The following is a 26,341-nucleotide window of genomic DNA, read 5'->3' as shown; positions in this document are numbered from 1 at the left end:
AATAAATCGACTACTCAAAAGTTTTTAATAACGTAATAATAACATTTTGCTGACTTATTCTTATTCAGCTACTTTCGTATTGTAAATATCAAACTCACTATTATATTTACACTTCGATTTTTTTTGAGTTTTCGTAAAAGGGGGTTTTACAAAGAATGGGGAAAATAAAAAATGACGTAAGCACCGTCATTATTGTTAATAAAAATCAGCAGCAAACACAATCGCTGCGCATTAAAACTAAACACATTTACCGGTTAAAGCACTATGCGGTGTTTGCGGTTCTTGTTGTTTTATCGTTGGTTGTTTCGGTTATTTATCTCAAAAAAGAAAATAAACGGAATGCCGAGGAGCGTCAAAAGCTAATTGCCGAAGTATATAGATTGCAGGGCCAAATTCCGAAAGCTGATACTGTTAAAGAAACTCAGAGCCGGGCTCAGCAATATATAGAAGGCATCGAATCAAAGCTAAAAAATATCAATTCATACCTGGCAAAGCGCGGTTTAAAGGGCTTCTCTCATAAATCGATCGGCGGACCGAAAATTGATACTGCACTTTCTGAAGAGCAATCGTTCGCTATGTACGACGATTATTTGTCGAGAATATTAAAGGACGTCGCTTCAACGCCGATGGGTTATCCCAAAGTGAGTGACCTGACTTCCTTTTTCGGTTATCGGAGTGATCCTTTTAACGGCGGCCATGCCGAATTTCACCCGGGTATAGATTTTCGCGGGAACAAGGGTGATAAAGTTACCTGCACTGCCAACGGAACGGTTGTAAGTGCGGGATGGTCCAACGGTTATGGTAACTGCGTCCGAATCCGTCATGCGAATAATTACGAAACACTTTACGGGCATTTATCAAAAATCAATGTTTCCGAAGGGGAAAAGGTGAAAGTGGGGGATAATATTGGCCTGGTTGGATCGACCGGGCGCTCCACAGGAAATCACCTTCATTATGAAGTTCGTAAAAACGGTAAACTGGTTAACCCAGTAAATTATCTCCGCCTGAATTAATCACACGATATGTTTCAAAAAAAGAAGCTTGATTTAAGCGAGCAAAATATTTCCACACTTATCAGCGAAGGATGTACTATTGAAGGCCAGGTTAAAGCTCCGGCCGTTGCCCGCATAGACGGAACGGTTCAAGGCAACGTTACCATTGAACAGGGCCTGATCCTTGGCGAAAAGGGTTTGATAACCGGTGACATTCATACAAAGGACTTCGTAATTTACGGCACTGTCATTGGAAACGTTAAAGCTCAATCCATTGAAATTAAAAGCACTGGTAACGTAACCGGTGACCTGCAAACGCAGCAGTTACAGGTTGATCCGGGGGCAGTTTACAACGGCGCCTTATCTATGGAATCAAGCAGAAAAAAGCAAGAATTGCTTCAAAGCGCGTCATAGCGATAACGCAGACAGTGTTTAAACGCTGTCTGCGTTAAATCGTGCGTTAAGGCTGCAACATTCTAGCGAATGGCCTCCCACTTTAAATTCGGGAGCAGCGGATACCGGCAAGAGCGTAATGCCTGAAGGCGTATGAGCGGATCACGGGACTGACTTTGATTGAGAGTAAAGCCTTGCTTTTCTAATAAAAATTAATCATTTAAATAGTTGCTCCATTTTAAGAAAGGTTGTCTAGCGCAATTTTTTGTTAATGCTTTGAAAACAACGAGCAAATCTATTTCCCAATATCCAGTCAATTATTCATTACACGCCCTTAAAAGTTTGATAATCATCCGCCAATGCGGTACTTTTGCAGCTCATCTAAAATAAATTTTATGTCATCAGTAGAGACTTCTTATGTTCCTTACAAAGTGAAGGACATTTCACTGGCGGAATGGGGCCGCAAAGAGATTGAACTTGCAGAAGCAGAAATGCCCGGACTAATGTCCCTGCGCGAGGAGTTTGGTCCATCAAAACCTCTTAAAGGCGCACGCGTCGCAGGATGTTTGCACATGACCATTCAGACAGCGGTTTTAATTGAAACGCTGGTTGAACTGGGTGCCGAAGTAACCTGGTCGTCATGCAACATTTTTTCAACGCAGGATCATGCTGCTGCTGCAATTGCTGCTGCAGGTATCCAGGTTTATGCCTGGAAAGGTATGAATGCTGAAGAGTTTGATTGGTGCATCGAGCAAACTTTGCATTTCGGCGAAGATCGCAAACCGTTAAACATGATCCTGGATGACGGTGGTGATTTGACTAACATGGTATTCGACAAATATCCTGAGCTGATCGCTGAGATCCGTGGTTTATCTGAAGAAACCACTACCGGTGTTCACCGTTTATACGAGCGCATGAAAAACGGAACATTACACTTGCCGGCTATCAACGTAAACGATTCAGTTACCAAGTCAAAATTCGACAACAAGTATGGCTGCCGCGAGTCACTGGTTGACGCGATCCGTCGCGCTACCGACGTAATGATGGCTGGTAAAGTTGCTGTTGTTGCGGGTTATGGAGATGTGGGTAAAGGTTCGGCAGAATCGCTAAGCTCACAAGGCGTTCGTGTTATCGTTACTGAAATCGACCCGATCTGTGCGCTTCAGGCAGCAATGGAAGGTTACGAAGTAAAGAAATTTGCTACCGCAGTTAAAGAAGCTGACATCGTTGTAACTACGACAGGAAACTGTGATATCGTTCGTGCAGAGCACTTTAAAGCGTTAAAAGATAAAGCGATCGTTTGTAACATCGGTCACTTCGATAACGAAATTGACATGGCGTGGTTGAACCAAAACTATGGTCACACCAAAATCGAAATCAAACCACAGGTTGATAAATACACTATCGACGGTAAAGATGTAATCGTGCTGGCAGAAGGCCGTTTGGTTAACCTTGGTTGTGCAACTGGCCACCCATCATTTGTGATGTCGAACTCGTTCACCAATCAAACGTTGGCGCAATTGGAGCTTTGGACAAATCATGGCAAATACGAAAACAAAGTTTACACTTTGCCTAAGCATCTGGATGAGAAAGTTGCCCGTTTGCACCTAGCGAAAATCGGTGTTGAACTGGATGTTTTGGATGCACACCAGGCTGAATATATCGGTGTGCCGGTTGAAGGTCCGTTCAAACCAGAGCATTACCGGTATTAATCAGTGCTGTAATTCTGAATGGAATGCCTGAGGGCGACTATGAGGAATGAAGAATCTGCGAATTGCTGATTACCATTATTGCGAGGTACAAAGCAATTTATATTTATTTGAAAAGGGATGTGCAAATGCATGTCCCTTTTTTGTTGGCCATCTTTCACAGTTAAATAGCAGCTATGCAGTAACGATTGTAAACCCGGCATACGCGTAAAGCCTTGAAGCCCTAGAAGCATTTCATAACGTTTTACCTTTCATTTCAAGCTTACAGCATTGACGGGGCTATCAGAATCGATTAAAACGTAACAGTGCGTTCTAAATCATCGGAAAACAATAAGTTACCGATCAACTTTGTCGTATTTAACAATGCTTATTGACGCTTTTACGACTCACTAACAGATATCAGATGCCGTATTTTTATCTATTATATTGATCGTCATGAAAACAATATTTGATAAAACTACACGGGATGAATTAATAAATCGAATTAGTTCGCTAAATGATAACAGTAAAGCTCAATGGGGTAAAATGAATGTTTCGCAAATGTTGAAACATTGCACGCAGTGGGAGGAAATGGCCCTGAATAAAACAAAATATAAGCAGTCATTCCTTGGCAAGCTTTTTGGGAAGATGGCACTGAAAGACATAATGAAAGATGAACCTATGAAGAAAAACATGCCAACTGTTCATTCTTTTAAGATAAGGGAAAATACAGATGTCGCTGAAGAAAAAGAGAAATGGATAAAACTCCTCGCTGAGTATCAAACCTTTTCAGGTAATGGGATCATTCATCCTTTTTTTGGTGTGATGACGAAGGAGCAAACGGGTTATCTTGTATATAAGCATTCCGATCATCATTTGAAGCAATTTGGCGCGTAGGCTTAAATTGTAAATTTTCCCGCAATCCTAGTCTTGTATTTACGTGATGGAATTATACGTTTTCAAAATAGTTAAAGCATTTCCCGACTAACAAGATATTCATTAAGCCAATTAGCTTACCGAAATAAGGGTGGTATGTATGTTCATATATTGAAACGAATTGCTGTAGTCTATATGCAATTGCAGTTTTGCCGTTGTTACAAGTTTTTGTAAATGAAAAAGTTTGTTTTGCAGTTTTACACCAAAAAAGCTTTTCACGCGATCATGTTTCATTGCACAAAAATTTCACTTTCATTGACCTGACAAGTTTCGGCTATTTCCGTTCTTTACGACAGCAAGTTCTTTTGACTGTTTTTTGGTTAAATCACAATTTATATATTTACCAAAATGGCCATCAATAAAGAAAAACTCGTATTATGGTTTAAACGTCTGGGTTTCGCAGGGTTTATGTTCTTCCTGATTAAAGGACTGATCTGGCTGGTCATCTTTTATTTTATCGGTTCCAAAGTCGCTGGAAAATAATTATTTCTTACTAAGGATCATTTTTACAGCAATTCTCGCTTGCTTATTGGTGACTAGCTGATTAGTCGACAGCTTAATTTGATTTGCAGAAGACCGTTCAAAGTTGTAAACGCTTAGTAAATTTAAACCCGTTATAACGATGGTATTATTAGGTTGGATTCTTAACCCATAGGGTGTCAATTCATCGGCTTGGTTGTATCCAAACTTGACTTTTGGTTCACCGTTAAAGATATAGTAGCCGGGACAAAAACCTTTTGATTTGTTTTTTTGAATCGGGCAGCCATCAAAAACAAATTCACCGACATTTGTAAGTGTTATGGAATCAGTTGTTAGATCTGACTTTGACAAGGTGATTGAAGCAATATAATAGTTCCCGTTAATCTCTTCGACAAACTCTTTTTGTTCATTTTTCTCGCAGCCAAGAATTGCAGCTGTCAGGATTAGAAAAGTAATTTTGAATTTCATATATTTAGTTTTCGATTAGTTAAATATATAAAATGAAAATTATTTAAGCAATCGGAATGCACTAGAAGGAAGTTAGACTGAGGGCGTTCGTATTGCTCAATTGAACTCTCTTTCAAGTCCCTGCCGCAGATCATACAAAAGCCATTGTTTATTTTTTATATCCACTTGTTCTTTTTTCAATAACTGAATAAAATCCTGAACTCCGATTTCTTCATTGCCGTTTCCATGTATCAGTACAATACTTCCGGTTTTTGCCTGCTCTCCTTTTGCCAGCCAGGCATCGCTGCCCACAGGAATTAAACCGTAAGAAAGAACTTTATCAACTATCTGCTGGTCGGAAACCAGTCCCGGGAAACGAAAGAACACCGAAGCACCAACCCGTTTGTAAGCATCAGTTTTTCGTTCTCTAAAATTTCTACGTCTAAATCGGTGTTTCTTGCCAGCATGAAATTTTCCGATAAGGGCAAACGGTTTACTTCATGATGGTATGAATGATTGATCCATGTTATTTCGAGCTCCTTTTTTTGGACGAGGCTTTTCAACCAGTTTAGATCGTCCTGGTGCTTGATCATCCACAGGCCAGAAACAGAAACCGCGACAGGAGCGGGCTCTTCGATTTTCCGGAACTCGGTGAAAATATCAGTGAACAGTAACCGGTCGAGCGGTTTATGCGACGGACAGAGATCAACGGTCAATGCAATTCCTTTTTCTTTTGGTATGGCGTGGTCGATGCCGGCATTTTGTAAAGGAATCGCCTGTCTCCCTGCTAGCTGAAGCGATTTTATGAAAGGTGTTTTAGAAAAGTGGCTTTTTGCCTGCGGCCAGCTTAATTTTTGTAATCGGTTCTCCGGAATTTCGGTCACCATAGTACTTAGATCGACAGGATCGACAGCCAGGAAAGTGGTTTTGCCTTCGCTTTCAAACTTTCTTAAAATTAATAGTTCATGGCCGCCCGATTCGGTACGTGCGTAGTAAACCTTATAATTCATTACCAGTGTTTGAGCAAACAGGATTGAGGAAAGGGCACTCAAAAACAAAACAAAAAACGCTCTGAAAGCATATTTGAGAAATTTGAGATCGCCCGTCATTTGAATATTTGTAATTTTACCTTATGACAAAATTATCGGTAAATATCAATAAAATAGCCACGCTGCGCAATTCACGTGGCGGCAATAATCCCGATCTGATAAAAGTAGCGCTTGACTGTGAGCGTTTTGGCGCACAGGGAATTACTGTTCATCCACGGCCAGACGAACGGCATATTCGCTATCAGGATGTTTACGATCTTAAGAAAGTCATTCACACCGAATTTAATATTGAAGGAAACTCTACCGAGCCGCGTTTCGTTGAGCTGGTTTTGAATAATAAACCTGCACAAGTTACGCTCGTTCCGGATGCCGAAGGTCAGATAACTTCCAATCATGGTTGGAATACTATTAAACACCAGGAATACCTGAAAGAAATTATCGAAAAGTTTCAGGATGCCGGAATCAGGGTTTCCATTTTTGTTGATCCGATAGTTGAAATGGTTGAGGCTGCAGCAACTACGGGAACAGACAGAATTGAGCTTTATACCGAAGCGTATGCTTCAGGTTATCATCACAACAAAGAAATGGCAATCGCTCCATACGTTGAAGCCGCTAAAGCTGCAAAGAAACTGGGGCTTGGATTAAATGCCGGGCACGATCTTGACCTGGATAATCTGAAATACTTCGCTCAGAATGTCCCTGGACTGCTGGAGGTTAGTATCGGACATGCATTGATTTCGGACGCTTTGTATCTTGGTTTAGAAAAGACGATCGGTGAATATTTGGAACGGCTGAATTTTTAGCTTTTTTCCCATCAAAATTAAGTCAAACGTTTGCGCTTAAATTGGCTGGTTAACAGCCTTTTTTTACCTTTGCGGATTATTTAAAATCATTATCCCTGTAAATGGACTTAAACATCAATTTTAAAGAGAAATTTGAAGACCGCCACATTGCTCCTGATGGGAAAGATGCTGCAGAAATGCTTAAAGTTATCGGAGTTGATTCAATTGATGAACTGATTGCTCAAACCCTGCCCGAGAAAATCGGACTCAAAAATTCGTTGAATTTACCGGATCCAAAAAGCGAATTCGATTATCTCAATAATCTGAAACAGGTTGCTTCAAAAAACAAAGTATTCAAGTCATACATTGGCCAGGGATATTATGATGTAATTGTACCCGGCGTAATACAGCGGAATATTCTCGAAAATCCGGGATGGTATACCCAGTACACACCTTATCAGGCTGAAATTGCGCAAGGGCGTTTACAGGCGTTGTTAAATTTCCAGACAATGGTTATTGATTTAACCGGTATGGAGATTGCAAATGCTTCGTTACTTGATGAAGGTACAGCTGCTGCTGAAGCGATGTTTATGCAATACAGTTTGCGTAAGAACTCGCAGGCAGATACTTTTTTCGTGTCAGAAAAGTTGTTTCCGCAAACTATCGATATTTTAAAAACACGTTCTGTTCCTTACGGAATAAAACTGCTGATCGGAAATCACGAGACAGTGGAACTGGGCGAAAATATGTTCGGTGCGATTGTTCAATATCCGGCAGGCGATGGCAGCGTTTATGATTATCAGGATTTTGCGTCAGCCGCACATGAAAAGGGTATCAAATTAACAGTAGTCGCAGATCTTCTAAGCTTGTCAATTTTGACTCCTCCGGGAGAATGGGGCGCAGACATTGTGGTCGGCAATAGCCAGCGCTTTGGTGTGCCCATGGGCTTTGGTGGGCCGCATGCAGCTTTTTTTGCAACTAAGGAAGAATATAAACGGTCGATGCCGGGCCGCATAATTGGCGTAACGATTGACTCCGCAGGTGATTATGCCTTGCGTATGGCCTTGCAAACACGCGAGCAGCATATCCGCAGAGACAAAGCCACATCTAATATTTGTACAGCTCAAGCCCTTTTGGCTATTATGGCTAGCATGTATGCCGTTTATCATGGCCCTAAAGGAATAAAAGCAATTGCCGAACGTACACATGGTTTGGCGGTATTGTTATCAGATGCCTTGAAAAAGCTAGGCTATGAGCAATTGAATACTGCTTATTTTGATACTGTAAAGGTCGATCTTGGCGAGCTATGCAAGTCGGTTCACGCGGAAGCTATTGATAACGAACTTAACTTTCATTATTCTGGTAACACTATCACCATCTCACTTGACGAAACCACTTCTGTTAACGAGGTGAAAGAAATAGTCCGGGTTTTTGCAAAAGTGAAAGCGAAAAAACTTGCGGACATTGATTTTGATGGCTTATTGTCAACGATAGCTACATCCATTCCGCAGCAGTTGATTCGCAGGTCCGAGTATTTGTCGCACCCTTTGTTTAACACGCATCACTCGGAGCATGAAATGCTTCGGTATATTAAGTCCCTCGAAGCAAAAGATTTGTCTTTATGCCATTCGATGATCGCACTCGGCTCGTGTACTATGAAGCTTAATGCGACAACTGAGATGATTCCTGTTACATGGCCTGAGTTCAGTAAGATGCACCCTTTTGCGCCTGTCGACCAAACCGGGGGCTATATGCAGCTATTCAGTGAGTTAAATGATTGGCTGAGCGAGATCACCGGTTTCGCGGCAATGAGTTTACAACCTAACGCAGGTGCGCAAGGCGAATATGCGGGCTTAATGGTTATTCGTGCTTATCACGAAGATATGGGCAACGGACACCGGAATATCGCTCTAATCCCTGCTTCGGCGCATGGAACTAACCCGGCTTCAGCTGCTATGGCAGGTATGAAAATCGTAGTAGTTAAGTGTGATGAAAAAGGAAACATCGATGTTGATGATTTGAAGATAAAAGCCGAGGAGCACAAGGATGATCTTTCCTGCCTGATGGTGACATATCCGTCAACACACGGTGTTTACGAAGAGTCTATTATCGAGGTTTGCGAGATTATTCATCAAAATGGTGGACAGGTTTACATGGACGGTGCTAATATGAATGCTCAGGTAGGCCTTACCAGCCCTGCAACGATTGGTGCTGATGTATGCCATTTGAACCTCCATAAGACGTTCTGCATTCCGCATGGCGGCGGCGGACCCGGTATGGGACCCATCGGCGTAGCGAAACATTTGGTTTCTTATCTGCCGGGACACAGTGTTGTAGACATTAACCAGGGTAAGTCAATTCATGCCGTATCATCCGCTCCCTGGGGTTCGGCCTCAATCCTTGTAATCTCCCACGCGTACATCGCGATGATGGGCGCGGAAGGATTAACAAACGCCACAAAGTATGCCATACTAAACGCTAACTATATCAAATCACGTTTGGAGAACCATTATCCTGTTCTGTATGCGGGAGCTAAAGGGCGTTGTGCACACGAAATGATACTTGACTGCCGTTCTTTTAAGGCTTTGGGTATTGAGGTTGCTGATATCGCAAAAAGATTAATGGATTATGGTTTTCATGCGCCAACGGTTTCGTTCCCGGTAGCGGGAACTTTAATGGTCGAGCCGACAGAATCCGAGCCAAAGCATGAATTAGACAGGTTCTGTGATGCGATGATCAGTATCCGTAAAGAAATTGGTAAGATTGAAGCCGGCGAAATGGATAAAGCTTCAAATCCATTAAAAAATGCTCCTCATACTGCCCGTCTTGTAACAGCTAACGACTGGGATAAGCCTTACACAAGAGAGCAGGCAGCATTTCCGTTACCATATGTGCATGAGTTTAAGTTTTGGCCTTCAGTCGGCCGGGTTAATGATACATACGGCGATCGTACACTCATCTGTGCCTGCCCTCCTTTGGAAGCGTATATGGAAGAGGAAATTGTATAATTAACTTTCAAGAAAAAGTTGTAGCCCGGCGTTCATCGCCGGGCTTTTTTGTTTTCGTCGAAATTGCTTTTTTATTCTTCAAATCTTAAGTTTATATTTCGAAATAAAATTGAATTTGAGAGTTATCTGGCTTTTCTTCCTGCTTATCTTTTTTTCTTCGGTTACAGTTGTTTCGGCTTCTCTGCCCGTAGTTCTTCAATTAAATAACAAGCACGGATTTGAATTTGCCGGATATTATGCTGCACTAAAAAAGGGATTTTACAAAAGAGAAGACCTCCAGGTAACACTTATACAAGAGCGCTCGGGCCGGTCTCCCATAGATGAGGTTATCAGTACACGCGCAGACTTCGGTATTACAGGTTCAGATATACTTCCTGCACGAATCTCGGGCAAGCCGGTTATCGTCTTGTCTGTGATTTTTCAACATTCGCCTGCCCGTTTTTTTGCTCTTCAGTCGAGCGGAATCAAAAAAATGAAAGATATGGCCGGTAAACGAGTTATAATCTCGCAGGCAGATGAGGCATTATTTCTAAAAGCAATTTTTCTTCAAGATTCCGTTTCCGCAAAAAATGTCGGTATTAGTGTTAGTTCCTGGAATAACATGAGTTTGAATCGCGGCGAGGGTGATGCTATCTTATCTTTCGATGTGGACAGCAAGAAACTGCTGGCGAAGGGAATCGGTTTAAACGTTATTAAGCCCGTAAATAATAAAATCGACTTTTACGGCGACTTGATATTTACGTCAGAGAGCATGCTTCAGAACAATCCAAAAGTCGCTGAAAAATTCGTTAAAGCTTCTTTGGATGGATGGCAGTACGCTTTGTCTCATCGGGAGGAAATAATTGAATATATATTAACGCTGCCCGGAATTAAACAGCGTGGTATTACTGCAGCAGACTTGCGTAAGGAAGCTGATCAGGTAAATCAACACATACTTCCAAACCTGGTTGAAATAGGACATGTTAACAACTCGAGATGGCAGGAGATGCTTAACACATTGGTTAAATTGAATCTGGTTAACAAAAATGTACGGCTCGACGGTTTTGTATATGATTCCGCTTACCAGCGCGAGGAAATTTTCAAATTGCTTCTCTATATAATAATCGCGATCTCGGCTGCATCTATAATCGCAATTGTCTGGAATAGCCAGCTGCGCAAGCAGGTTAAGCTCCGCACAGACGAGTTGATCCGTGAGATCGAACAGCGTTATGCAACTGAGCAAAGCATGGAACTTGCTGTCGATGCCGCCGGGCTGGCATTTTGGGAATGGAATCTGGAAACTTCGCAAATCAGATACAAGGGACATATCGCGAAAATGGGTTATGGTCCGGATGTTAAGCCAAGAAACCTCGCCGATTGGCATAAAATCATTCATCCGGATGATTTGGAAAGGGTTAACAAAGCTGAAGAAGAGATACAGCGGGGATTATCTAGCTCAGGTTCTATTACGTATCGCTTGCTTGATGTCAAAGAAGGGTGGAAGTGGGTGTTATCTGTCAGTAAAATAGCCAGTTATAATGAACAGCATTTACCATTGACTATCACCGGTATCCATGTCGATGTGTCAAGTTTAAAAAACAGGGAGACAGAGCTTAACGAATTAACTAAAGAGCTGTTAAAAAAGAACGCGGAACTTGAAACGTTTGCTTTCATTACGTCGCATAATTTCAGGGCGCCGGTTGCTAATTTAAAAAGCCTCGTAAAACTTTACGACGAGAGCGATTTAGATGCTGAAACAAAAGAAAGTCTATTTGATAATATACGTAGCAGTATCGATAATCTGGATGAGACCTTGAACGATTTAAGCGAGATCATATCAAGCAAATCAAATCATAATGTTCAACGCGAAATTCTAAATATTGAGAAAGAACTAAGCCGTGTGTTGAGATCTATAGATAGTCAATTAAAAGAATCGGGGGCAGGAATTGACTGGGATTTAAATGCACCATCCGTTTACTTCTCCAGGCAATATTTCCATAGCATCTTTCTGAATCTTTTAACGAATGCGTTTAAGTATCGCCTGCCCAATGGGGAATTGAAAATTTTGATCAGGTCGTTCAAGGATGATGGCTTTACTGTGATTTCATTTTCGGATAATGGCAGGGGAATTGACCTGAGTAAATTCGGAGCAAAGTTATTCGGCTTATATCAGCGATTTCATCACGATACCGATGGCAAGGGGCTGGGCTTATATATTACAAAATCGCAAATAGAATCCTTGGATGGAAAAATTACGATAGATAGTGAAGTGGGTAAAGGAACTGTATTCAATTTGTATTTCCGAAATGCCTGACACTATCATAAGATTGTAAGATTTCAAATAGATGTTTAAACATCTATTTTATCCAACTATATTTGTTCCATAGATTAGAAAAACAAAATGAAAAAGACATTAGCAATCTTAGTATTTGCGGCCTCAGTAAGTCTGATGGCATTTACAAACAAACCCGCAGACGAGAAATTTACTGTTGATACACAAAAATCAACGGTTACGTGGATCGGAAGAAAAGTTACCGGCGAGCACACAGGAACTATCAAACTGGCTGGCGGAACTTTGGTATTAAACGGCGGTAGCTTGAAAAGCGGAATGTTTGATATAAACATGAACTCGATCACTACAACGGATCTGCAAGGCGAATATGCACAGAAATTAATCGGCCATTTGCAGTCAGATGATTTCTTTTCAACAGCTAAAAACCCGGTTTCACGTTTTGTGATCACAAAGGTTGCGCCTGCAGGTCCAAACGTGGTAAATGTTACTGGCGACTTAACTATCAAAGGAATAACTAAACCAGTTACTTTTCCTGCAACTGTTAAAAAAGAAGGAAACGCAGTGGTAGCTGTAGCTAAAGGGGTAAAAGTTGACCGTACTTTATATGATATTCGTTATGGTTCAAAAAGCTTTTTTGAAAGCATTGGCGACAAGGCGATTGATAACGATTTCGAGTTAGCAATAAACCTACTGGCTACAAAATAAGAAAAGAACGACAGACATAAAAAAGGAGCATCAATCGACGCTCCTTTTTTTATGCCGGGAAAATAATTTTAAATCCGTTTTCTTCTATCGCAACTTTAGTAATGGTTCTGTTTCGTGCATGATAGTACAGGCAGCTCCAGTTGTTTTCAGCGGCCAGTTTTCCGTAATGTTCCCTTAACTCCATTGACTTTCTTCCATCGAAATCGTATTTGGCTGCAAATTTTCTAAGCAGTTGCTCCGGTTCCGGTAAGATGTCTCCGCCATAAAAACACGTCTCATTGTTTTCTTTAATTAAAAAGGCCTGGTGGTATTGGCAATGACCCCCGGTTAGCTCATAATTAATTCCGTTTGCTAGTTCACCACTGCCGTCTACGAAATGTATGTGCCCGCTTCGTTGCAAAACATCAAATATATCGGTGTGATAGGATGACGATTTGCCGCTGTAGGCAGCCTCCCATTCTCCTCGTTGAACCACATAGGTTGCATTTGGAAAAGATACTTGCTTAAGTCCATGCTCCTCAAAGACCATTCCTCCTGAGTGATCAAAATGAAGATGAGACATTAGTACCAGGCTAACGTCTTCAGGACTGTAGCCCGCTCTACGGATGTTTTCGTGGATTAACGGTTTTCCATTTTCCGCCGCAAAACCAAGTCCGCAATCGAATAAAATAAGTTCTTTTTCTGTTTTTACGAGGAAAGGATTTACATGGATAAAAAGCGAGGCCGGTCTGCTTTTCGGGTCATCTTTTTCAGGATCAAATGGAATGAATTTTTTTGAACTGTCTACTGAGTAAGATCCTTCAGGAAGTACACTGATTTTCACAAAAATGTATGATTAAAACATTCGGCTGAGCCATAGCTTCTTACGGCCTGCTGACTGGCAAATGCTGAACAAAATATTATATTTACGGATTAAACATTGCAAATATATGCAAAAAAGGTGGGTGGAACAGGATGTGCCCGATAAGCAAACCGTTGAACATTTAATTGAATCGCTACATATAGATGAAGTGCTTGCAACGTTACTGGCTCAACGTGCAATTACAGATTTTGAGGAAGCCAAAACATATTTTCGTCCCGAATTAACACATCTGCACGATCCGTTTCTTATGAAAGATATGGAAAAGGCGATTGTTAGAATTGAACAAGCAATTAATACAGGTGAACGAGTTTTAATATACGGAGATTACGATGTGGACGGAACAACTTCGGTTGCTCTGGTATTTAGTTTTTTTAGAAAATATCTTCGGAATATTAATTTCTATATTCCCGATCGTTATAAAGAAGGGTACGGTATTTCCACAATTGGAATCGATTACGCGGCGGCTAATAATTTCTCGTTAATTATTGCGCTTGACTGCGGGATAAAGTCAAATGACAAGGTCGATTACGCAAAATCCCTTGGTGTCGATTTTATTATCTGTGATCACCATTTACCCGGCGAAAGTATTCCTGATGCCGTTGCGGTTCTTGACCCAAAACGGAAGGATTGCGAATATCCGTTTAAAGAATTGTCCGGTTGCGGAATCGGTTTTAAACTTATCGAGGCTTACTCTCAAAAGAATGACATTCCTTTTGACGATATAAGTTGTTACCTTGATTTGGTGGCTGTGAGCATTGCGTCAGATATTGTTCCGATAACAGGTGAAAACAGGGTATTGGCCGCTCATGGGCTTAAGAAAATTAATTCCGAGCCATGTAATGGGTTGCAGGCATTGATGGAAGTGGCCGGCAAAACAGATTCATATACCATCACTGATATTGTTTTTGCTATCGGTCCCAGGATTAACGCAGCGGGTCGAATTGATGACGCTAAGCATGCGGTGAATCTTCTTATCGCCGATACCCAGCAGGCAGCACGCGACAAAGGTTTCCTGATCAATCTTAAAAATACTGAGCGAAAAGAGCATGATTTAAATATTACTGAACATGCTCTGGAGATGATTGCAACAGATGATACGTCAGCTGGCCGTAAAACGACAGTCGTGTATCATGAAACATGGCACAAAGGTGTGATTGGTATCGTTGCGTCTCGCTTGACTGAAAAATACTACAGACCTACCGTTGTACTAACAAAATCAAATGAGCACGTTGCGGGTTCGGCCCGATCCGTGATGGGATTTGATCTTTATGAAGCTTTAAGTTCATGCAGCGATCTTTTGGAGCAGTTTGGTGGCCATAAATATGCTGCCGGCTTAACCATGAAGCCGGAAAACGTAACAGCTTTCATACAGCGTTTTGAGGAAGTAGTTTCGCAGACGATCGCAGATGAATTACTGATACAGGAAATACGAATTGACGCGACTATTAAGCTAAAGCAGATCTCATCAAAATTTTTTAGGATACTGAACCAGTTTGCACCGTTTGGTCCGGGCAATATGGCTCCCGTTTTCAGAAGTAAGGGAGTATCAGTTGTGTGCGGACAGGCAGGAATAGTAGGCACGAATCATTTAAAAATGAATGTCACTCAGGAAGATTCACCGATATTTGAATGCATAGCTTTTGGTTTAGGCAAACATTTAAAAAGCATTGAAAAAGGGATTCCGTTTGATATTTGTTATACCATTGAAGAACGGGTTTGGAAAGAAAAACGCTCGATTCAATTAAATATAAAGGACATCCGAACGTACGACATTTTAGATTAAATGATACTAAAAGCAGAACATCTCGTAAAAAAATATAAACAGCGAACCGTGGTAAACGACGTTTCGTTTCATGTTGAACAAGGCGAAATTGTTGGTTTATTGGGTCCGAACGGAGCGGGTAAAACCACTTCCTTTTATATGATTGTTGGCTTGATTAAGCCCAATGATGGCCATGTCTATTTAGAAGATGAAGAGATAACCGACGATCCAATGTATCGTCGTGCACAAAAAGGAATCGGCTACCTGGCCCAGGAGGCATCTGTTTTTCGTAAGCTTTCTGTCGAAGACAATATACGCGCTGTACTGGAAATGTCGAATAAATCAAAAATCGAACAGAAAGACAAACTCGAAGAACTTATCAACGAATTCAGCTTAGGCAGGGTCAGAAAAAATCGTGGAGATTTATTATCTGGTGGTGAACGCAGACGTACAGAGATTGCACGCGCGTTGGCGGCCGAACCGAATTTTATTTTGCTTGATGAGCCTTTTGCAGGAGTAGATCCAATTGCGGTTGAAGAAATTCAAACTATTGTCGCCAAATTGAAGTTACGTAATATCGGAATTCTGATTACAGACCATAATGTGCAGGAAACTTTGTCGATAACCGATCGGGCATATTTGTTAACGGAAGGAAAAATTATGTTGACAGGCACTCCTGTTGAAATTGCCGATAACGAGATGGCGCGTAAGTTTTACCTCGGCCAGCACTTTGAATTGCGAAGGAAAAAACTAACCTGATATATGACAATTGTAAATTCCATCTTCCACTGGATCATGAAAAAGCGGATTCATCAGATCGAGCTTTTCGTAAAGTATCCACACGAAGTTCAGGAAGAGTGGTTTCAAACGCTGATTGCAACTGCCCAGCATACTGAATGGGGCAGGCGCCACCATTACGATTCGATTTATACTTTTCGCGAATTTCGCGAACGCGTTCCTGTGCAAACGTACGAAAGCTTGTTTCCCTACATTGAACGTATGCTCAAAGGCGAACAAAATATCCTGTGGCCGTCGGATGTGAAGTGGTTCGCCAAGTCTTCCGGTACGACTAATTCCAGGAGCAAGTTTATCCCGGTTACGGACGAATCTCTCGAAGAATGTCATTATAAAGGTGGGAAAGACCTGCTTTCAATTTATTGCAACAACCGACCAGACGCCAAAATTTTTACAGGAAAAGGCTTAGTTTTAGGGGGCAGCCATCAGGTTAATCAGTTTAACGAAACGATTTATTACGGCGATCTTTCGGCGGTTCTTATAGAAAATTTGCCGTTTTGGGCTGAGTTTTATCGTATTCCGGATAAGGCGACGACTCTGATGGATAATTTTGAGGAGAAGATAGAACGAATCGCGCGTGGCACCATTCATGAAAACGTTACTAATATTTCGGGAGTTCCTACATGGAATATTGTACTGGCAAAACGCATTCTTGAAATCACCGGGAAAAATAATCTGCTGGAGGTATGGCCGAATCTCGAATTCTATTTTCACGGCGCCGTCAGTTTTTCGCCATACCGCGAGCAATTTAAAGCGCTTATTCCATCTGATAGTATGTATTATCTGGAGACCTATAATGCCTCAGAAGGCTTCTTTGGCATTCAGGATCAGGCAAATTCAGATGAGATGCTGTTAATGCTGGATTATGGTGTCTATTATGAGTTTATTCCGGCTGAGTTTATTGGAACAGAAAATCCGCCAACAATCGAATTAAGTGAAGTCGAACTCGGTAAAAATTATGCCCTGGTTATATCGACAAATGCTGGCTTGTGGCGATATATGATTGGCGACACGATCCGATTTACGTCGCTTTCGCCCTTCAGAATACAGGTTACTGGCCGCACAAAACATTTTATAAACGCTTTCGGCGAGGAAGTAATCATTGATAACGCGGAGAAAGCCCTGAAGGAAGCCTGTATGGCTACCGGTGCAATTATCAGGGATTATACAGCTTGCCCGATATATTTTGAGGGGAAGAATGCAGGCGGCCACGAATGGATTATTGAATTTGAAAAGCACCCTCACAACGTGGAGTTATTTACCGACGTTCTGGACAATACGCTCCGGGAAATTAATTCGGATTATGACGCTAAACGGCATAAAGATATGGCATTAATGCGCCCAAAACTACATACTGCTCCAGACGAAACATTTTATAAGTGGATGAAGTCGAGGGGTAAGCTGGGTGGCCAGCATAAAGTTCCGCGCCTGGCAAATGAGCGGAAATTTGTAGAAGAAATTTTGGAACTGATCCGTAACTAAACGGATCCTGCTTAACACAGAATCCGTTTAACTGAAATTTATTATAAAGTCTTGCTTTTCTTAGAAGTAAAAGCAACCACAATAGCGAGTACAAGGAAAAGGCAGATCGCAACGAAAAGACCTAAATGATCTTTACCCGAGTTCGAGCCTGCGCTGTTACTCAAATCACTGTCAACGTAATTTTTTGCAAAAGAGACTGCAGTTGATAACAAGGTGATTAAAAATGCCAGAGTGATTTTTTTATTCAGAAATTTCATTAGTTGATCAAAATTAATAAGCGCAAAAATAGCAATTTACAAGTTAAATCCTAAGCCGATTGGACTATAGATATTTGGTAATGTCATCAGACAGCGGTTTAACATTTGAACGGAAGCGATGGATCAGGTTGCCATTTTCGTCGATAAGGAATTTTTCAAAATTCCATTTAATTTCACCTGTAAAATCAGGATTCGATGCTGATGTCAGATATTTAAACAACGGATCAATATCATCGCCTTTCACGCTAACCTTTTCGCTTAATGGGAAGGTGACGCCATAATTTTTCTGGCAAAATTCTTTTATCGAAGAATTTTCTCCTGGTTCCTGTTCTGCAAAATTGTTTGCCGGAAAGCCGATCACTACAAGTTTGTCTTTGTACTGCTCAGATAATTTTTCTAGGTCAGCATATTGAGGCGTAAATCCGCACTTCGACGCGGTATTAACAATCAATATCTTTTTTCCTTTGTATTTTTTTAGGTCAAGTTTTTGTCCGTCAATAGATTGGACCTTGAAGGTGTAGATGGATGGCGATGCCATAAAAATTGACAACAGAAGCACGAGAGTTTTCATGTGTTTTAATTTGATTAATTAAAGTTGCAAAACTTTTTAAAAGATTTCCAACTTTTCTCTGGTCGCATTGTCATTATTAATAAATAAAAAATATTATGCCTGCAAAAACATCAAAACGAAAAACAAAGGATCCATGCTGGAAAGATTATGAACAAGTTGGAATGAAAAAAAAGAACGGGAAAAAGGTGCCCAACTGTGTTCCTGAAAAGAAAGACTAAAAAAAGCGGCAATACAGTTGTAAATGCCGCTTGCTTAACCCTTATACATAACCTTATCGGTTACGTAAATTGTACTGCTAACAATAAAAAAATATAATTGTTTAGCTGTCTGTCTTGTTTTCCTCCCGCCATTGGGCGTTGAATGATTTTTTTGCGACTTTGGGTAATTCGCGATAGTTTCCCCAGCTTTTTCTAAAAAATGTCTTTAAGAAAAAGTTTTTCCATTTGCCGCTAAAAAAATCCATCCACGACCGATTAAGCATTGCCTTTTTCCATTGTTTCCATCCAAATGATTCTTTGCTGGTGGAAAGACCATTTTTAACAGACTGCTGCCTGTTAAGCAAAAGCATTTTGTGAATATCAATTTTAGCCGGGCAAACTTCCGAGCACTTTCCACATAAGCTTGAAGCATAGCTCAAATGCTTAAACTCTTCCATCCCCTGCATATGCGGAGTGATAATTGATCCGATGGGTCCGCTATATGTAGTTTCATAAGTATGGCCGCCAATGTTTTTATAAACCGGACAGGCGTTCAGGCAGGCTCCGCAGCGGATACAATATAATCCCTGGCGTTCTTCCTTATTAGCCAGAAGGTTAGTACGGCCATTATCGAGCAGGATGAGGTACATTTCTTCCGGGCCGTCAGTTTCTGATGGCTGTCGCGGTCCGCCGATTATTGTATTATAAACCGTCAAGTTCTGGCCGGTTCCATGAGTGGCAAGCAATGGCCAAAATAGGTCAAGATCAGCCATAGACGGAATGATCTTTTCTATGCCAGCTATAGCGATATGAATTTTAGGAAACGTTGTAGTTAAACGGGCGTTACCTTCATTCTCTGTAAGCGCAATACTTCCGGAATCTGCTATCAGGAAATTCGCGCCTGTTATGCCGATATCTGCGGTTGTATATTTTTCACGAAGAAGTTCACGGGCTTTTAGAGTAAGCTGCTCAGGGGTAGCATCAACGGGTGTTTTAAATTTTTTATGGAACAGCCGTGCTATGTCTTCCTTGCTTAAATGCATTGCCGGCGTAACGATGTGGTACGGCCGTTGTCCGAGTAACTGTACGATGTATTCTCCTAAATCGCTTTCGACAGCTTCGATCTGATTTTCAGAAAGAAAATCGTTAAGATGGAGCTCTTCGGTTGTCATCGATTTGGATTTAATGACACTTTTTGCTCCTGTTTTACGGATAATATTCAGAATCTCTTGCCGCGCTTCCTCTGCATCATTTGCCCAGATAACCTTGCCGCCTTTTTTCTGAAAGTTCGACTCGAATTCGGGCAGTAATTTGTCTAGATTCTCCATCACTTTCCATTTGATGGAATGAGCTTTGCGTTTGGAATTTTCCAGATTACTTAACCTGGAAAGGCCACGTTCTACAGCGGTTTCATACCTTCCCATGTTGAAGTTAATAATCCTGCGGTGTTCGTGGTCGAATGCTTTTATTTCCGATTGCTCAATAAATTCCTCTACGTATTCAGACATGTTGCAAACTTAAAAATTTTATAAAGCGGGGGAAAGCTTGTAAAAATATTGACAATAAAAAAATCCCTCACCGAATGATGAAGGATTTTAATTGGAATAAGTTTTAATTATCTCGAAGCAGGCATATTGTTTTTTACATCAACCACCGGTTTTTGGTCGCGGTTAAGTAAATCCCAACCTGTATAAAATACCAGTTGGGCGCGCTTTACAAGTAAGTCGAAGTTAATTTTGCTCACTTCATCACCTGGTTTGTGATAATCTTCGTGAACACCGTTAAAATAGAAGATAATTGGAATGTTGTGTTTCGCAAAATTGTAATGATCTGAACGGTAATAAATCTGTTCAGGATCTTTTGGATCATTGTACTTATAATCTATCGCAAGTTTTGTATAAGTACTGTTAGCTGTTTCGCTGATTTTATGCAAAGTTGTACTCAACTTGTCAGATCCGATTAAGTAACAGTAGTTCGGATTATCCTTATGAGCAGGATCAACTCGGCCGATCATATCGATATTTAAATCGGTGATAGTTCTCTCTAGCGGAATAACCGGATGATCGGTATAATATTCCGAACCCAGTAAACCTTTTTCTTCACCAACATTGCCTAGAAACAGGATGCTACGGCGTGGTCCGTGGCCTTCTTTTTTTGCCTTCGTGTAAGCGCGAGCGATTTCGAGTATGCCGGTTGTTCCGGATCCGTCGTCGTCAGCACCGTTATTAACTTTATCAGGACCGGTTGGATTCAGGCCAATATGATCGTAATGTGCGGAAAATACAACCACTTCATTTTTCAAATCAGAACCTTCAAGGTAGCCTAATACATTTACTGCGTGCACATCCTTGAACTTTTGCCCGAATGAAGTCGATAGATCTGCTTTTACAACCTGGGTTTGAGGCGCAGAAGTACTATCGATAAGATTTTTAAAAGCTGTATATGTCTTGCCGGATTTTTGCAATAGCTGGTCTGCAATATCAGCGGTGATGTTAATAACCGGTGGCAAAGTCTGTTTTGGTTTTGCAGCATCTTGTTTAATTGATAAACGTCCCGAAGTAAAATACGACGCGTTAGTTTTCAAGATTGCCGCAACGGCCGGATTTACAGCTAATATCAGCGCTGGATTTTTGCTTTGAAGGAATTTAATACGTTTGTTTCTGGTGATTGACCAGTCAGACGGTTTGTCGGATTTTGTGATCAGATAAGTTCCATTTTTTACCGGCTCACCTGTATTGATAACTAACACGATTTTATTCGTGATATCTATATTTTTAAGATCGTTGTAAGCAGAATCAGTTATACCGTAACCCACAAAAACTATTTCTTTGGTAGTTATACTGTTAGCATCCGGAGAACCGGAAAAATAAAAGTCGGTTCCATACGTAAAAGGCTTTTGATTAGCGATGAAGTTTTTAACCTCGAAAGTTGTTTCAATTAAAGGAATGTCCTGAAAGTATGAGCCTTTTACCGGCGCAGTAAGCCCCATTTTTTGAAATTCACCTGCAATATATTTTGCGGCTTTTTCAGCACCGGGTTTACCGGTTTCACGACCTTCAAATTCATCTGAAGCTAAAATGGTTAAATGCTTTCTGGCATCTTCGGCGGTAATATAACCGGCATATTTTTGTGCGACTGGACTTTGAGCGAAAGTCTGAAGACTTAATCCCAGCGCTAAAAACAATAGATTTTTTTTATTCATTGAGGGTAATTAATTAGATTAACAAGATATTTTGGCTACGCGGTTTTGGTGTCGGCCGCCTTCGAATTTAGTTGCGATAAATTTTTGAACGATGTTGACTGCCGTTTCCTCAGAAACGAACCGGGCCGGAATGCATACGATATTAGCGTTATTGTGTAAACGGGCAAGTTCAGCAATTTCCACAGACCAGCAGATCGCTGCGCGAATACCATGGTGCTTATTGGCAGTGATAGCTACGCCGTTGGCACTCCCGCAAACTAAAATCCCCAGGGGGAACTCTCCCGTTTCTACCACGTTTGCTACTGGATGAGCAAAATCCGGATAATCAACAGAATCGGCACTGTAAGTTCCAAAGTCTTTAAACTCCAAACCGGAAAGATGGCTTTTTAACATCTCTTTATAATCAAAGCCGGCATGGTCTGCGCCTATTGCAACGATAAGTTTTTCCATTTTATCGGGATTTTCAAATAATATTTTGCTGCAAGCACAAATCTACTCAATAAGTACTTTATTAAATGTATTAATCCTGTTAAGTATTAATAAGTCCGTAATCCCTTTTCGGCTTTAAGCTTGTTTTTTTCAACTTTCGAAGAGATGATGATACTTACTTCGTAAAGTAAGAATAATGGAAAACTAACAGTCATCATGGTGATAATATCCGGTGTTGGAGTAACAACGGCTGCGATGATCAATATGATCACCACGGCATATCGCCTTGTTGAGCGCATGAACTTAGGTGTCATAATTCCCATTTTCGACAGGATAAAAATGATGATCGGTAATTCAAATACTACTCCTGTTCCAAGTGTTAAAGTCGCAACAGATGACAGGTATGAATCGATCGTAACAAGGTTTTTAATCTCCGGGCTGACAGTATAATTAGCGAGGAAATTGATCGACATCGGGGTGATGATAAAAAACCCGAATAATACACCAACAATAAATAACATGCTGGCATAAAAAACAAAACCGCTAGCTGATTTTCTTTCCAGGTCTGTGAGCCCTGGTTTCACAAACCGCCAGATTTCATACAATAAATACGGCACACCAATAACGATACCGATCATTAACGACGAATTCATCTGCAAGGTAAACTGTCCCGCAACTTCATTATTGACGATTTCTATCGGAATTTTAGTGATGCAAAAGTCTGGACCAAGGTTAAACCGAGCTCCCAGCAAACACATCATCCTGTAAGTCCAGAACGAAGGCGTTTTAGGGCCCATAATAATCTTATCGAAAATAAAATCGTAATAAGCGAAGGCTAGCCCGGTAAATATACAAACCGCAATCGCTGAGCGTATTAAGTGCCAGCGCAAAACCTCCAGGTGATCGAAAAAGGACATTTCGGCCTGCAGGTTTTTTCCTTTTTCTTTTATCGTCTTTATTAAGTTATCTGATCTTTCGCTCATTGCATTAAAATGAAAATACCATTCTGTTTGAATAGGAATGGTATTTACGGTTTATTTTCAATTTCGGATTATTTAAACTGCTTCTTCTTCAAATTCAAAGGTTTCCATGAATTTCGTTGTGAAGTTTCCGGCCCTGAAATTAGGGTCTTTCATCAGTTTAAGGTGAAACGGGATCGTAGTTTTTACACCTTCAATTACAAATTCACTTAAAGCCCGTTCCATTGTCGAGATTGCCTCTTCACGTGTTTGAGCAACACAGATCAGCTTGGCGATCATGGAATCGTAATTAGGAGGGATTTGGTAGCCCGAATAAACGTGTGTATCTACCCGAACACCATGACCACCCGGCGAATGGAAATTAGTGATCTTTCCCGGTGAAGGCCTGAATCCGTTGAACGGATCTTCTGCGTTTATGCGGCATTCGATAGCGTGCATGGTTGGCATGTAATTTTTTCCCGAAACCGGAATTCCGGCAGCAACTTTTATTTGCTCTTTGATCAGGTCGAAATTAATTACTTCTTCGGTAACCGGATGTTCAACCTGGATACGCGTATTCATTTCCATGAAATAGAAATTACGGTGTTTGTCGACCAAAAATTCTATGGTTCCGGCCCCCTCATAATTCACAGCTTTTGCACCGGCAACAGCAGCATCTCCCATGCGCTGACGAAGCTCATCGGTCATAAAAGGCGAAGGTGATTCTTCAACCAGTTTCTGGTGGCGGCGTTGAATAGAACAATCCCTTTCCGAAAGGTGAGAAACGTTCCCGTATTGATCGCCTACGATCTGAATCTCGATGTGACGCGGATCCTCAACGAATTTTTCAAGATAAATTCCGTCATTTCCAAACGCTGCGCCTGCTTCCTGGCGTGCTGAATCCCAGGCTGGTTCAAAAGCTGCATCTTCCCAAACGATGCGCATTCCACGGCCACCACCACCGGCAGTTGCTTTCAGAATAACAGGGTAACCAATTTCGTTAGCGATTTTAATGCCCTCTTTTACATCGCTCAGCAATCCATCAGAGCCAGGAATTGTTGGAACTCCGGCTATTTTCATGGTTTCCTTGGCAGACGCTTTATCTCCCATTCCATTAATCTGCTCCGGCGTTGCGCCGATAAATTTAATCCCGTAATCGCGGCAAATAGCGGAAAATTTAGAATTTTCAGATAAAAAGCCGTAACCCGGATGGATTGCGTCCGCATTAGTTAACTCGGCGGCAGAAATTATATTAGGAATACTTAAATAAGAATCTTTACTTGGAGGCGGCCCGATACATACAGCTTCATCGGCAAAACGCACATGAAGACTTTCTCTATCGGCGGTTGAATAAACGGCAACCGTTTTAATGCCCATTTCTTTACAGGTGCGAATAATACGCAGGGCAATTTCGCCTCTGTTTGCAATCAGTATTTTTTTAAACATACGTTTAATAGCAATAGATAGTAATGAGAATGAGCAAAAGCTCTGTCCTCATCAGGTTTCATGTGAGTAAATTAATTGGGTTCAACCAGGAATAAAGGCTGGTCGTACTCAACAGGACTTGCATTATCTACCAGGACTTTAACAACACGTCCTGAAATTTCTGACTCAATTTCGTTAAAGAGCTTCATTGCCTCAACAATACATACTACCTGCCCGGCTTTCACATCATCACCCACATTTATAAACGCGGGTTTATCAGGGCTTGCAGAAAGATAAAATGTTCCGATCATCGGAGATTTTATAGTAAGGTAGTTAGTGTTTTCAGCTGCAGGAGCAGAAGCTTGCTGAACCGCAGGCTGTTGCTGCGCTGGTTGCTGAACTGCGGCCTGAATAGGAGCGGGAGCAACCGGAACAGAGGCTGTTACGTAAGTTGGTTGCTGATTAGTTTTTATAGTGATTTTGAAGGCTTCCTGTTCAATTGAAACTTCATTTACGCCAGATTTAGAAACAAACTTGATTAGTTCCTGAATTTGTTTAATATCCATCAGTATGGTTTTTGTGTGTTTGTTTAATCAAAATTAAAAATTCAAACTAAATACCTGATCTAATTTAAACTTTTGAGCTTAAAAATTAATAGGCCCACTTGAGGTATATCGATCCCCAGGTAAAGCCGCCACCAAAGGCTGCAAGTATCAGATTGTCGCCTTTTTTTAACCTCTTTTCCCATTCCCATAAACATAGCGGAATAGTTCCATTGGTCGTATTTCCGAATCTGTCAATGTTTATCATCACTTTATCGGAACTAACTCCGCAGCGGTTTGCCGTTGCGTCGATGATCCGTTTATTAGCTTGATGAGGAACAAGCCAGGCAATATCATTTGATGTAAGGCCGTTGCGATCCATTACTTCTGCGGCAACATCTGCCATATTTGTTACCGCGAATTTAAACACTGATTGGCCTTCCTGGAATATAAAATGTTCGCGGGCATCGACGCTTTCATGAGAAGCTGGCTTTAAGGAACCGCCTGCTTTCATATGAAGCAGATTTTTTCCTGATCCGTCGCTTTTCAAGACAGAATCTATCACTCCAAAACCGTCGGTGTTAGGCTCGAGCAAAACAGCGCCGCAACCGTCTCCGAAGATAATGCAGTTTTTGCGGTCCTGATAATCCACAATTGCCGACATTTTATCTCCCGCTACGAGCAAAACTTTTTTGTGCATACCCGACTCAATGAATTGGGCAGCCGTAGTTAACCCGAAAACAAAACCGGAGCAAGCGGCACTTAGGTCGAAGCCCCAGGCATTTTTTGCGCCAACTTTATCAGCCAGGATATTCGCCGTTGCCGGAAACGTCATGTCTGGTGTTACGGTGCAAAATATGATCAGATCAATTTCTTCAGCGGTTATCCCGCGTTTTTGTAAGAGATCATTAACGGCTGGAACAGCCATATCGGAAGTCGCTAAACCCGCGCCTTTTAAAATACGGCGTTCTTTAATGCCGGTTCTGGACGTTATCCATTCGTCGTTTGTTTCAACCATGGTTTCAAGCTCATGGTTTGTTAAAACATATTCCGGTACATAACCACCCACCGCAGTAATAGCGGCATGTATTTTTTGCATGCTGATT

25 protein-coding genes are annotated in these 26,341 nt (G+C 41.3%); 13 read left to right on the top strand and 12 right to left on the bottom strand.

Going from position 1 to position 26,341, the window contains the following annotated elements; all coding sequences use genetic code 11:
• The first annotated feature begins 155 nt into the window (after positions 1-155).
• The 5 genes from GS399_RS08920 to GS399_RS20975 all read left to right on the top strand — a co-directional run bounded on the left by GS399_RS08920 (position 156) and on the right by GS399_RS20975 (position 4,492).
• Complete coding sequence (locus GS399_RS08920; protein WP_160844259.1) at positions 156-1,013, top strand: M23 family metallopeptidase; 858 nt, start codon at positions 156-158, stop codon at positions 1,011-1,013.
• A 9-nt stretch (positions 1,014-1,022) separates the two neighbouring features.
• Positions 1,023-1,406 (top strand): bactofilin family protein, encoded by a 384-nt coding sequence (locus tag GS399_RS08915; protein ID WP_160844258.1) that lies wholly within the window; start codon positions 1,023-1,025, stop codon positions 1,404-1,406.
• Between the two features lie 374 nt (positions 1,407-1,780).
• Positions 1,781-3,097, top strand: a complete 1,317-nt coding sequence (ahcY, locus tag GS399_RS08910) for an adenosylhomocysteinase (RefSeq protein ID WP_160844257.1) — start codon at positions 1,781-1,783, stop codon at positions 3,095-3,097.
• Between the two features lie 432 nt (positions 3,098-3,529).
• Complete coding sequence (locus GS399_RS08905; protein WP_160844256.1) at positions 3,530-3,970, top strand: DUF1569 domain-containing protein; 441 nt, start codon at positions 3,530-3,532, stop codon at positions 3,968-3,970.
• Positions 3,971-4,357: 387 nt separating this feature from the next.
• Positions 4,358-4,492, top strand: a complete 135-nt coding sequence (locus GS399_RS20975; RefSeq protein WP_255491609.1) for a hypothetical protein — start codon at positions 4,358-4,360, stop codon at positions 4,490-4,492.
• On the opposite strand, the gene GS399_RS08900 is transcribed toward GS399_RS20975, so the two are convergent.
• The 3 genes from GS399_RS08900 to GS399_RS08890 form a co-directional block, all read right to left on the bottom strand.
• Positions 4,493-4,957 carry a hypothetical protein gene (locus GS399_RS08900; RefSeq protein WP_160844255.1) on the bottom strand — a complete coding sequence of 155 codons (465 nt, stop codon included), beginning with the start codon at positions 4,955-4,957 and terminating at the stop codon, positions 4,493-4,495.
• A gap of 96 nt (positions 4,958-5,053) precedes the next feature.
• A complete protein-coding gene (locus tag GS399_RS08895) occupies positions 5,054-5,323 on the bottom strand; it encodes a polysaccharide deacetylase family protein (RefSeq protein ID WP_160844254.1) in 270 nt (89 codons plus the stop codon).
• Entirely contained in the window at positions 5,281-5,946 is a 666-nt protein-coding gene (locus GS399_RS08890; RefSeq protein WP_160844253.1) for a polysaccharide deacetylase family protein, read from the bottom strand. The genes GS399_RS08895 and GS399_RS08890 overlap by 43 nt, the downstream gene beginning before the upstream one ends.
• 122 nt (positions 5,947-6,068) lie before the next feature.
• Here GS399_RS08890 and GS399_RS08885 point away from each other — a divergent pair, with 122 nt between their 5' ends.
• From GS399_RS08885 to GS399_RS08870, 4 genes are all read left to right on the top strand, one after another.
• On the top strand, positions 6,069-6,788 hold the full coding sequence (locus GS399_RS08885) for a pyridoxine 5'-phosphate synthase (RefSeq protein WP_160844252.1): 720 nt from the start codon (positions 6,069-6,071) through the stop codon (positions 6,786-6,788).
• 101 nt (positions 6,789-6,889) lie between these two features.
• Positions 6,890-9,775 (top strand): aminomethyl-transferring glycine dehydrogenase, encoded by a 2,886-nt coding sequence (gcvP, locus tag GS399_RS08880; RefSeq protein WP_160844251.1) that lies wholly within the window; start codon positions 6,890-6,892, stop codon positions 9,773-9,775.
• 109 nt (positions 9,776-9,884) lie between these two features.
• Positions 9,885-12,068, top strand: coding sequence for an ABC transporter substrate-binding protein (locus tag GS399_RS08875; RefSeq protein ID WP_160844250.1), 2,184 nt, complete (start codon positions 9,885-9,887; stop codon positions 12,066-12,068).
• Between the two features lie 87 nt (positions 12,069-12,155).
• Positions 12,156-12,752, top strand: coding sequence for a YceI family protein (locus GS399_RS08870; protein ID WP_160844249.1), 597 nt, complete (start codon positions 12,156-12,158; stop codon positions 12,750-12,752).
• Between the two features lie 49 nt (positions 12,753-12,801).
• Here GS399_RS08870 and GS399_RS08865 read toward each other — a convergent pair whose 3' ends face one another.
• Positions 12,802-13,575: an MBL fold metallo-hydrolase gene (locus tag GS399_RS08865; protein ID WP_160844248.1), complete on the bottom strand. Its 774-nt coding sequence runs from the start codon at positions 13,573-13,575 to the stop codon at positions 12,802-12,804.
• 106 nt (positions 13,576-13,681) lie between these two features.
• On the opposite strand from GS399_RS08865, the gene recJ reads away from it, so the two are divergent.
• The 3 genes from recJ to GS399_RS08850 are packed head-to-tail and all read left to right on the top strand — an operon-like array spanning position 13,682 to position 17,653.
• A complete protein-coding gene (recJ, locus tag GS399_RS08860; protein ID WP_160844247.1) occupies positions 13,682-15,397 on the top strand; it encodes a single-stranded-DNA-specific exonuclease RecJ in 1,716 nt (571 codons plus the stop codon).
• On the top strand, positions 15,398-16,135 hold the full coding sequence (lptB, locus tag GS399_RS08855) for an LPS export ABC transporter ATP-binding protein (protein ID WP_160844246.1): 738 nt from the start codon (positions 15,398-15,400) through the stop codon (positions 16,133-16,135).
• Positions 16,136-16,138: 3 nt separating this feature from the next.
• Entirely contained in the window at positions 16,139-17,653 is a 1,515-nt protein-coding gene (locus tag GS399_RS08850) for a GH3 auxin-responsive promoter family protein (RefSeq protein ID WP_160844245.1), read from the top strand.
• A gap of 321 nt (positions 17,654-17,974) precedes the next feature.
• Here the strand turns inward: GS399_RS08850 and GS399_RS08845 are convergent, their stop codons facing one another.
• Positions 17,975-18,481, bottom strand: a complete 507-nt coding sequence (locus GS399_RS08845; protein WP_160844244.1) for a glutathione peroxidase — start codon at positions 18,479-18,481, stop codon at positions 17,975-17,977.
• A gap of 95 nt (positions 18,482-18,576) precedes the next feature.
• Here GS399_RS08845 and GS399_RS20970 point away from each other — a divergent pair, with 95 nt between their 5' ends.
• Positions 18,577-18,699, top strand: coding sequence for a hypothetical protein (locus GS399_RS20970; RefSeq protein WP_255491607.1), 123 nt, complete (start codon positions 18,577-18,579; stop codon positions 18,697-18,699).
• Between the two features lie 101 nt (positions 18,700-18,800).
• Here GS399_RS20970 and GS399_RS08840 read toward each other — a convergent pair whose 3' ends face one another.
• The 7 genes from GS399_RS08840 to GS399_RS08810 all read right to left on the bottom strand — a co-directional run bounded on the left by GS399_RS08840 (position 18,801) and on the right by GS399_RS08810 (position 26,334).
• Entirely contained in the window at positions 18,801-20,186 is a 1,386-nt protein-coding gene (locus GS399_RS08840) for a LutB/LldF family L-lactate oxidation iron-sulfur protein (protein ID WP_160844243.1), read from the bottom strand.
• Between the two features lie 107 nt (positions 20,187-20,293).
• The gene (locus GS399_RS08835; RefSeq protein WP_160844242.1) at positions 20,294-21,880 is read right to left on the bottom strand and encodes a M28 family peptidase; all 1,587 of its coding nucleotides are present in this window, start codon (positions 21,878-21,880) and stop codon (positions 20,294-20,296) included.
• 18 nt (positions 21,881-21,898) lie between these two features.
• The gene (gene rpiB / locus GS399_RS08830) at positions 21,899-22,330 is read right to left on the bottom strand and encodes a ribose 5-phosphate isomerase B (RefSeq protein WP_160844241.1); all 432 of its coding nucleotides are present in this window, start codon (positions 22,328-22,330) and stop codon (positions 21,899-21,901) included.
• An 86-nt stretch (positions 22,331-22,416) separates the two neighbouring features.
• Positions 22,417-23,292: a twin-arginine translocase subunit TatC gene (gene tatC / locus GS399_RS08825; protein WP_160844240.1), complete on the bottom strand. Its 876-nt coding sequence runs from the start codon at positions 23,290-23,292 to the stop codon at positions 22,417-22,419.
• A gap of 72 nt (positions 23,293-23,364) precedes the next feature.
• On the bottom strand, positions 23,365-24,714 hold the full coding sequence (gene accC / locus GS399_RS08820; protein ID WP_160844239.1) for an acetyl-CoA carboxylase biotin carboxylase subunit: 1,350 nt from the start codon (positions 24,712-24,714) through the stop codon (positions 23,365-23,367).
• Positions 24,715-24,785: 71 nt separating this feature from the next.
• Complete coding sequence (gene accB, locus GS399_RS08815) at positions 24,786-25,259, bottom strand: acetyl-CoA carboxylase biotin carboxyl carrier protein (RefSeq protein WP_202409413.1); 474 nt, start codon at positions 25,257-25,259, stop codon at positions 24,786-24,788.
• A gap of 85 nt (positions 25,260-25,344) precedes the next feature.
• Positions 25,345-26,334 (bottom strand): beta-ketoacyl-ACP synthase III, encoded by a 990-nt coding sequence (locus tag GS399_RS08810; protein ID WP_160844238.1) that lies wholly within the window; start codon positions 26,332-26,334, stop codon positions 25,345-25,347.
• Positions 26,335-26,341: the final 7 nt, after the last annotated feature.

The organism is Hufsiella arboris, from assembly GCF_009834875.1.
GTDB classification, from domain to species: domain Bacteria; phylum Bacteroidota; class Bacteroidia; order Sphingobacteriales; family Sphingobacteriaceae; genus Hufsiella_A; species Hufsiella_A arboris.
This window is presented reverse-complemented; position numbering and strand designations above follow the sequence as displayed.

Excerpts from the sequence above, each read along its gene's own strand:
- accB (WP_202409413.1), bottom strand. The coding sequence starts at position 25,259 with ATGGATATTAAACAAATTCAGGAACTAATCAAGTTTGTTTCTAAATCT.
- GS399_RS08920 (WP_160844259.1), top strand. The coding sequence starts at position 156 with ATGGGGAAAATAAAAAATGACGTAAGCACCGTCATTATTGTTAATAAA.
- GS399_RS08840 (WP_160844243.1), bottom strand. The coding sequence starts at position 20,186 with ATGTCTGAATACGTAGAGGAATTTATTGAGCAATCGGAAATAAAAGCA.
- GS399_RS20970 (WP_255491607.1), top strand. The coding sequence starts at position 18,577 with ATGCCTGCAAAAACATCAAAACGAAAAACAAAGGATCCATGCTGGAAA.
- GS399_RS08885 (WP_160844252.1), top strand. The coding sequence starts at position 6,069 with ATGACAAAATTATCGGTAAATATCAATAAAATAGCCACGCTGCGCAAT.
- rpiB (WP_160844241.1), bottom strand. The coding sequence starts at position 22,330 with ATGGAAAAACTTATCGTTGCAATAGGCGCAGACCATGCCGGCTTTGAT.
- GS399_RS08900 (WP_160844255.1), bottom strand. The coding sequence starts at position 4,957 with ATGAAATTCAAAATTACTTTTCTAATCCTGACAGCTGCAATTCTTGGC.
- GS399_RS08810 (WP_160844238.1), bottom strand. The coding sequence starts at position 26,334 with ATGCAAAAAATACATGCCGCTATTACTGCGGTGGGTGGTTATGTACCG.
- recJ (WP_160844247.1), top strand. The coding sequence starts at position 13,682 with ATGCAAAAAAGGTGGGTGGAACAGGATGTGCCCGATAAGCAAACCGTT.
- ahcY (WP_160844257.1), top strand. The coding sequence starts at position 1,781 with ATGTCATCAGTAGAGACTTCTTATGTTCCTTACAAAGTGAAGGACATT.
- GS399_RS08890 (WP_160844253.1), bottom strand. The coding sequence starts at position 5,946 with ATGAATTATAAGGTTTACTACGCACGTACCGAATCGGGCGGCCATGAA.
- tatC (WP_160844240.1), bottom strand. The coding sequence starts at position 23,292 with ATGAGCGAAAGATCAGATAACTTAATAAAGACGATAAAAGAAAAAGGA.
- GS399_RS08915 (WP_160844258.1), top strand. The coding sequence starts at position 1,023 with ATGTTTCAAAAAAAGAAGCTTGATTTAAGCGAGCAAAATATTTCCACA.
- GS399_RS20975 (WP_255491609.1), top strand. The coding sequence starts at position 4,358 with ATGGCCATCAATAAAGAAAAACTCGTATTATGGTTTAAACGTCTGGGT.
- accC (WP_160844239.1), bottom strand. The coding sequence starts at position 24,714 with ATGTTTAAAAAAATACTGATTGCAAACAGAGGCGAAATTGCCCTGCGT.
- gcvP (WP_160844251.1), top strand. The coding sequence starts at position 6,890 with ATGGACTTAAACATCAATTTTAAAGAGAAATTTGAAGACCGCCACATT.
- GS399_RS08870 (WP_160844249.1), top strand. The coding sequence starts at position 12,156 with ATGAAAAAGACATTAGCAATCTTAGTATTTGCGGCCTCAGTAAGTCTG.
- lptB (WP_160844246.1), top strand. The coding sequence starts at position 15,398 with ATGATACTAAAAGCAGAACATCTCGTAAAAAAATATAAACAGCGAACC.
- GS399_RS08845 (WP_160844244.1), bottom strand. The coding sequence starts at position 18,481 with ATGAAAACTCTCGTGCTTCTGTTGTCAATTTTTATGGCATCGCCATCC.
- GS399_RS08850 (WP_160844245.1), top strand. The coding sequence starts at position 16,139 with ATGACAATTGTAAATTCCATCTTCCACTGGATCATGAAAAAGCGGATT.
- GS399_RS08835 (WP_160844242.1), bottom strand. The coding sequence starts at position 21,880 with ATGAATAAAAAAAATCTATTGTTTTTAGCGCTGGGATTAAGTCTTCAG.
- GS399_RS08905 (WP_160844256.1), top strand. The coding sequence starts at position 3,530 with ATGAAAACAATATTTGATAAAACTACACGGGATGAATTAATAAATCGA.